Source organism: Nonomuraea sp. NPDC001636 (assembly GCF_040298265.1).
GTDB lineage: Bacteria > Actinomycetota > Actinomycetes > Streptosporangiales > Streptosporangiaceae > Nonomuraea.
The window spans coordinates 129692-136173 of record NZ_JBEOZT010000030.1 but is presented as its reverse complement, the minus strand read 5'-3'; the positions used below and the strand labels follow the sequence as shown (position 1 = coordinate 136173).

Genomic DNA, 6482 nt, shown 5'->3' with positions numbered 1-6482 from the left:
GACCCCGACGTCGAGCGGGTCGCGGAGGAACTCCAGGTGCAGGCGGGCCTGCAGGTCCATCGCGCCCGGCGGCGTGCTGACGAGCGTGGTCGGGCCGCGCGGCCGCCTGCGCCTGCACCACGCGCTGACCGCGCTCGGCGCGACCACGCTGGTCAGCACGCCGACGGGCGCGATGGACCTGCTGGCCCGCCTGCACCTGGAGTTCCTCCTCGACCCGCTCGACCTCGGGCTCGACCACATCGTCCTGACCGGCGAGATCGCCTCCAGGCGGACGATGGGACATCTGGCCGGCGAGTTCGGCTGCGCGGTCACCGAAGTGCTCGCCAGCCCGTTCGGCGGGGCCGCGCTCGCGTTCAGGTCCGACGAGGACGCGCCGCTCGCCCCGCTCGCGGACGGCCTGCTGGGCCTCGCCTCGCTGACCAAGGACGACCCGGCCGGCCCGCAGGACGCGCTGGCCGAGCTGGTCCTCACGCCGTCCGGGCACTCCACGCTGGGCGACGCCGTGCTCAGGACCGGCCTGGTGGCCAGGGCCGGCGGCTCCGGCGGCTCCGGCCTGCCCGCGCCCGCGCACACCGTCGGCGACCACGTGCTGGTCAGGGGCGTGTGGCTGGCGTTGCCGCGGGTCGAGAAGGCGCTGTCGAAGATCGACGGCGTGACCGGCTGGGAGCTGTCGGTCGAACGCCAGGGCACCCTGGACGCCGCCGCCCTGACCGTCTCGTTCGGCCGGGAGGGCCTGGTCAGGAACCCGATGTGGCGGTCGAGGATCGAGCAGGCCGTGCGCGCCCTGACCCCGATCTCGATCGACGTGCGGATCGCCCAGGACGTCCTGGAGACCCCCGTGCCCGGCACGGTGGACGACCGGCGCGGCCACCATCTCGGCCGGGACAGGGCCCTCGTCAGCTAGCGCGACGGAGTAGCCGATGGCATCGATGCCCGACTGGGGGACGCTCCCCCGCATGCTGCGCGACCAGGCCGCACGCCATCCGGACACCGTCGCGGTCGTCGAGGGCGGTACGCGCGTCACGCTGTCGGAGCTCAGGAGGGGAGCCGCCGAGGTGGCCCGCGGGCTGATCGACCTCGGCGTGGAACCCGGTGACCGGGTGGCGATCTGGGGCCCGAACTCGGCGTCGTGGGTGCGGCACGCGTTCGGCGTGTGGGACGCGGGGGCCGTCCTCGTGCCGTTGTCGTCGCGGTACAAGGGCATCGAGGCGGCCGGGCTGATCGGCCGGACCGGGGTGAAGGTCGTCATCGTCGGCGATCCGCCGCTCGCCGGCCTGCTGCCGCCCATGGACGCCCGGGTGGCCGTGCGCGCGGCCGGTGAGCTGGACGCGGGCGGGGTGAGCGGACGGGCGGCCGAGGAACGGGCGCTGGCGGTCGGGCCCGGCGACCTGTGCGAGATCATGTCCACGTCCGGCACCACGGGCACGCCCAAGGGCGTGATGCTCGACCACGCCCAGGTCCTGCGCGGCTACTGGGACTGGGCGGAGATCGTCACGCTGGACGAGCACGATCGCTATCCGGTGATCGCGCCGTTCAACCACGGGTTCGGGCTGAACGCCGGGCTCGTCGCGTGCGTGCTGCGGCGGGCCACGATGTTGCCGATCCCGGTGTTCTCGCCGGACGCCCTGATGTCGCTGATCTCCGCCGAGAAGGTGACGATCCTGGCCGGGCCGCCCACCCTGTTCGCCCGGATCCTGGACGAGCTGGACCGCGCCGACTGGGACGTCTCCTCGCTGCGGGTGGCCATCTGCGGGGCCGCCTCCGTGCCCGCCACGCTGATCACCCGGCTGGCCGAGCGGGTCGGCCTGGAACGGATGATCAACGCGTACGGGCTGATGGAGGGCACGGTCGTGTCCATGACCCGGGCCGGCGACCCCATCGACGTGATCGCGAACACCACCGGCAGGGCCGTCCCGGGCATCGAGGTCAAGATCGTGGACGACGACGGCAAGGAGGTCGCGCCCGGCCGGCGCGGCGAGATCCTGCAACGCGGCTACGGCGTCATGCGCGGCTACTGGGACGAGCCCGGCAGGACGGCCGAGGTGATCGACGCCGACGGCTGGCTGCACACCGGCGACGTCGGCGTGCTGGACGAGGCGGGCAACCTGGCCATCGTGGACAGGAAGAAGGAGCTCTACATCGTCAACGGGTTCAATGTCTCCCCCGCCGAGGTCGAGTCGCTCCTGCTGCGCGAGGGCTCACTGGCCCAAGCCGCCGTGGTCGGCGTGCCCGACCCGGTCTCCGGCGAGGCCGGCGTCGCGTACGTGGTGCCCCGGCCGGGCGCCCGCGTCACCGCCGGCGCGCTGCTGGCCTGGGCGAAGGCCAACATGTCAAACTACAAGGTGCCCAAGCGCGTCGAGGTGGTGGACGCGCTGCCCGTCAACGTCAACGGCAAGGTCGACAAACTCGCCCTGCGCTCGCGGGCCGTCGCCGGATAGCGGCGTTTCAGGGGCTGCCATGAGGGGCCCCGTGAGCGAGAATCCGGTTGGACGGGTATTCACGGGAGACGGGTTCACCTGCGGGCGACCGGGGATACATCGAGCACACGGGCCGGTTGCACCTCTAGGGACGCGTCCTCCGCGTCGTACCTTCACCGGCATGAGGAGGCAGCGTGGCGTTGCACGTGGCGGTCATCGGGTCGGGCCCGGCCGGGATCTACACGGCCGAGGCGCTGGTCAAGCAGTCGGCCGAGCCTGTGCTGGTCGACGTCCTGGAACGGCTGCCCACGCCGTACGGGCTGGTCAGGTACGGCGTGGCGCCCGACCACACCTCGATCAAGTCGATCGCGAACTACCTGCGCAGGGTCCTCGAACTGCCCCAGGTGCGCTTCCTCGGCGGCGTCACGCTGGGCGACCACGTCTCCGTGGCGGACCTGCTCGGCGTCTACGACGCGGTCGTCTACTGCACGGGCGCGATGGTCGACCGGCGGCTCGGCATCCCCGGCGAGGACCTGCCGGGCAGCGTGGCGGCCACCGACTTCGTCAACTGGTACTGCGGCCACCCCGACGTCGATCCCGGCCGCTTCACCCTGGACAGCTCCGAGGTCGCGGTGATCGGGGTCGGCAACGTGGCCGTCGACGTCGTCCGCGTGCTGGCCAAGACCGCCGACGAGCTGCGGCACACCGACGTGCCCCACGACGTCCTCGACCGGCTGAGCCAGAGCCAGGTCAAGGCGATCCACATGGTCGGCAGGCGCGGGCCCGAGCACGCCAAGTTCACCCTGAAGGAGCTGCGCGAGCTGGGCGAGCTGGCCAACGCCGACGTCTGCGTGCGCCCCGACGAGGCGGCCGTACTCGGCGCCGACTTCCCGCGGCAGGTCCAGGGCAACATCAACGTCCTGCAGTCGTGGGCCGGCCGCGAGCCCGTGGGCCGGCCGCGCCGCCTCGACGTGCGCTTCTGGCTGCGGCCGGTGGAGATCCTGGGCGCCGACCGGGTCGAGGGGCTCCGGCTCGAACGCACCCGCCTGTCGGAGGAGGGTCGCGTCGTCGGCACCGGTGAGTACGAGACGCTGCCCGTCGGCATGGTGCTGCGCTCGGTCGGCTACCAGAGCGTCCCGCTGCCCGGCGTGCCGTTCTCCGAGCGGACCATGACCGTGCCCAACGAGGCGGGCCGGGTGCGTCCGCGCGAGTACGTGGCGGGCTGGCTCAAACGCGGGCCGACCGGCGTCATCGGCACCAACAAGTCCGACGCCGCCGAGACGGTCCGCACGCTGCTGGCCGATCTGGAGGGCGAGTCCCTGGAGGGCGGCGCGCGGGTGTCGCGGCCGACGGTCGAGTCGCTGCTGGCCGAGCGGGGTGTGCGGCCGGTGACCTACGACGACTGGCTGGCCATCGAACGGGCCGAGGGCGAGCTGGCCAGGTCGCTCGGCCGGGGCGAGCGCGTCAAGCTGGTCGGCGTCGACACCATGCTCCGCGCCTGCGTCCACCGGGAATGAGCCCGTACGTGCACGACGAGCCCGTGCCCGGCTTCGCCGAGGTTCACGCGGTGCAGCAGGCCCGCTACCCCATGGCCGAGCCGGGCCGGCAGCCGGTCCACACCGTCTACGTGCCCGCCGACCGTTTCTCCGCCTCGACCGTCGCCGAGTGGGGAGGGCGGGCGCTCTCGCTGGCCGAGGCGCATCTGGAGGCGTTCGCGCCCGGCGTGCGCGACCGGGTGCTCGGCAAGCTGGCCCGCGAGCCGGTCGAGGACCTGCGCATCGACTTCGAGGACGGCTACGGCGTGCGCCCGCACGAGGAGGAGGACGGGCACGCCGAACGGGCCGCGCGGGCCGTGGCCCACCTGCACGCCGCCGGGACCCTGCCGCGGCGGTGGGGGCTGCGGGTGAAGTCGTTCGCCGACGGCGACCCGGCGAGGTCGGTGCGCACGCTCGGCGGCTTCCTGACCGGGGTGCTGGAGCGGGCGGGCGAGCTGCCGGCGGGTTTCACGGTGACGTTCCCGAAGGTGCTGATGGAGGCGTACCTCGGGCAGTTCGCGGGCGTGCTGGAACGGCTGGAGGCGCGGCTCGGCCTGGCCGGGCTGCGCTTCGAGATGCAGGTGGAGGCTCCCCAGACGCTGCCCTTCCTGCGGGCCGAGCTGCCCGGGACGCTCGGCGGGCGGCTGGCCGCGGCGCACTTCGGCGTGTTCGACTACACCGCCGCCATCGGCCTGCCGCCGCACGAGCAGCGGCTCGACCATCCGGCCTGCGACCACGCCAGGCACGTGATGCAGACGGCGTTCGCGGGCACCGGCGTCGAGCTGTCCGACGGCTCGCTGGCCGCCGGGCCGGCCTCCGACCGGGCGGACGACGTCCACGCCCTGTGGGGCAGGCACGCCCGGCTGGTCGGCCACTCCCTGGCCCACGGCTTCCACCAGGGCTGGGACATGCATCCGGCGCAGCTCGTCAGCAGGTTCGCCACCGTCTACGCCTTCCACCTGGCCCACTACGACTCCTACCGGGAGCGCGTACGGGCCTGGGAGGAGCGGCGGGCGGCCGGGGGCGGCGTCATGGACGAGCCGGCCACCGTCAGGACGCTGGCCGCCGCCCTTCGCCGCGCCGACGCGGTCCTGGGCCCCTGAGGGCCCCTGGAAGGAGGGTTCAGTCGCGCTCGACCAGGGAGCGCCACTGACGGACCAGCCGCCACTCGACGGGGTCCGTCCAGCTCGCCCGGACGGCCGAGCCCACGTGGAAGGCGCGGATGCCGTAGTCCAGCAGGTCGGGGACGTGAGCGGGCTTGAGCCCGCCGCCGGCCAGGATGATCGACCCGTCGCCGGCCTCGGCCCTGGACCTGAGCGTGGCCAGCCCCGCGCCGACGCCCTGGGGGGAGCCGGAGGTGAGCACGGTGGCCAGATTGGGCAGCAGCCGCACGGCCCGCCAGGACGCCTGCACGTCGGCGGCGTGGTCGACCGCGCGGTGGAAGGTCCACGGGAGCGGCGAGACGGCGTGGATGAGCGCCTCGGTGGCCGCCAGGTCGACCGCGCCCGCGCCGTCGAGGAAGCCGAACACGAACCCGGCCGCGCCGGCCTGCGCGAGCGCCTTGGCGTCGCGGCGCAGCCGGTCCAGGACGTCGGGGTCGGCGGTGAAGTTGGCCGCGCAGCGCAGCATCACCATCTGGGGAAGGGGGCACTCCGCGGCGATCGCGGCGACCGTCTCCGGTGCAGGGGTGAGCCCGTCGGCCGCCATGTCGGCGACGACCTCCAGGCGGTCGGCGCCGCCCTGCTCGGCGGCCACGGCGTCGCGCACATTGAGCGCGATCACCTCAAGGAGGGATCCGGTCATGGCAAAGAGGTTATATGGCGCTCTGTCCACTTGCGCCGGAAACGCACGCGCCCATTGAGGCCGCTGCGGTACATGCCGACGAGATGACCTGCCGCCTGAGGTGAGGTGGCGCGCGACCACCGGCCGGACCCGGCCCCCTTCCGGACCGGGTCCGGCCAGAGGGGTTCGCTAGGCGCTGATCAGCTCCGCGACCGTCAGGTCACGGAAGGCCGTCGTGGACAGGTCGCGCGACGGCCGCTGGAACAGGGCCCCGGACGAGCGGTGCGGCAGGTCCACGGTACGGATGTGCCGGAAGCCGCGCATGCGGTAGTACTCCTGCAGCCGCGGGTTGGCCTTGGCGCAGTCGAGCCGGAGCCAGGGCAGCCCGGCGGAACGGGCCGCGGAGCAGGCCCAGTCGAGAAGCGCGTCGCCGAGCCCGCTGCCGGACCACGGCCTGGCCACGGCCAGCTTGTGGACGTAGAGCGCGGCCCCCGGGTCGTCGGCCGGGGTCCAGAACTCCGGGTCGGCGTTGCCGTCGAGGGCGATGGTCGCCACGGGCGGGGCCTGGACGTCGGGGTCGAGATAGCGCAGTTCGTCGTCGAGCAGGTACAGGACCCGCTCCTCGATGAGCGGCTCGATGCGCTCGGGGCCGAATCCCTGCCGCGGCCACTGCCGCACTCCCTGGGTGTGCAGCCACTCGGCGGTGTCCGCGAGAAGCCTGAGCACGCCGGGAAGGTCCGCGGGCTCC

6 protein-coding genes are annotated in these 6482 nt (G+C 73.6%); 4 read left to right on the top strand and 2 right to left on the bottom strand.

Features of this window, described 5'->3' with window-relative positions; translation table 11 throughout:
- The 4 genes from ABT158_RS41260 to ABT158_RS41245 form a co-directional block, all read left to right on the top strand.
- A partial coding sequence (locus tag ABT158_RS41260) for a hypothetical protein (protein WP_352363162.1) occupies positions 1-904 on the top strand: 904 nt, incomplete at its 5' end.
- A gap of 16 nt (positions 905-920) precedes the next feature.
- A complete protein-coding gene (locus ABT158_RS41255) occupies positions 921-2438 on the top strand; it encodes an AMP-binding protein (RefSeq protein WP_352363160.1) in 1518 nt (505 codons plus the stop codon).
- A gap of 173 nt (positions 2439-2611) precedes the next feature.
- A complete protein-coding gene (locus tag ABT158_RS41250) occupies positions 2612-3934 on the top strand; it encodes an FAD-dependent oxidoreductase (protein WP_352363158.1) in 1323 nt (440 codons plus the stop codon).
- A gap of 8 nt (positions 3935-3942) precedes the next feature.
- Positions 3943-5055 (top strand): DUF6986 family protein, encoded by a 1113-nt coding sequence (locus ABT158_RS41245; protein ID WP_352363156.1) that lies wholly within the window; start codon positions 3943-3945, stop codon positions 5053-5055.
- Positions 5056-5074: 19 nt separating this feature from the next.
- On the opposite strand, the gene ABT158_RS41240 is transcribed toward ABT158_RS41245, so the two are convergent.
- Both ABT158_RS41240 and ABT158_RS41235 read right to left on the bottom strand, forming a co-directional pair.
- The gene (locus tag ABT158_RS41240) at positions 5075-5755 is read right to left on the bottom strand and encodes a copper homeostasis protein CutC (RefSeq protein WP_352363154.1); all 681 of its coding nucleotides are present in this window, start codon (positions 5753-5755) and stop codon (positions 5075-5077) included.
- A 168-nt stretch (positions 5756-5923) separates the two neighbouring features.
- Complete coding sequence (locus ABT158_RS41235) at positions 5924-6460, bottom strand: GNAT family N-acetyltransferase (RefSeq protein ID WP_352363152.1); 537 nt, start codon at positions 6458-6460, stop codon at positions 5924-5926.
- Between the last annotated feature and the right edge of the window lie 22 nt (positions 6461-6482).

Bases quoted from the DNA above. Each gene is read 5' to 3' on its own strand.
- ABT158_RS41255 (WP_352363160.1), top strand. From the start codon at position 921: ATGGCATCGATGCCCGACTGGGGGACGCTCCCCCGCATGCTGCGCGAC.
- ABT158_RS41240 (WP_352363154.1), bottom strand. From the start codon at position 5,755: ATGACCGGATCCCTCCTTGAGGTGATCGCGCTCAATGTGCGCGACGCC.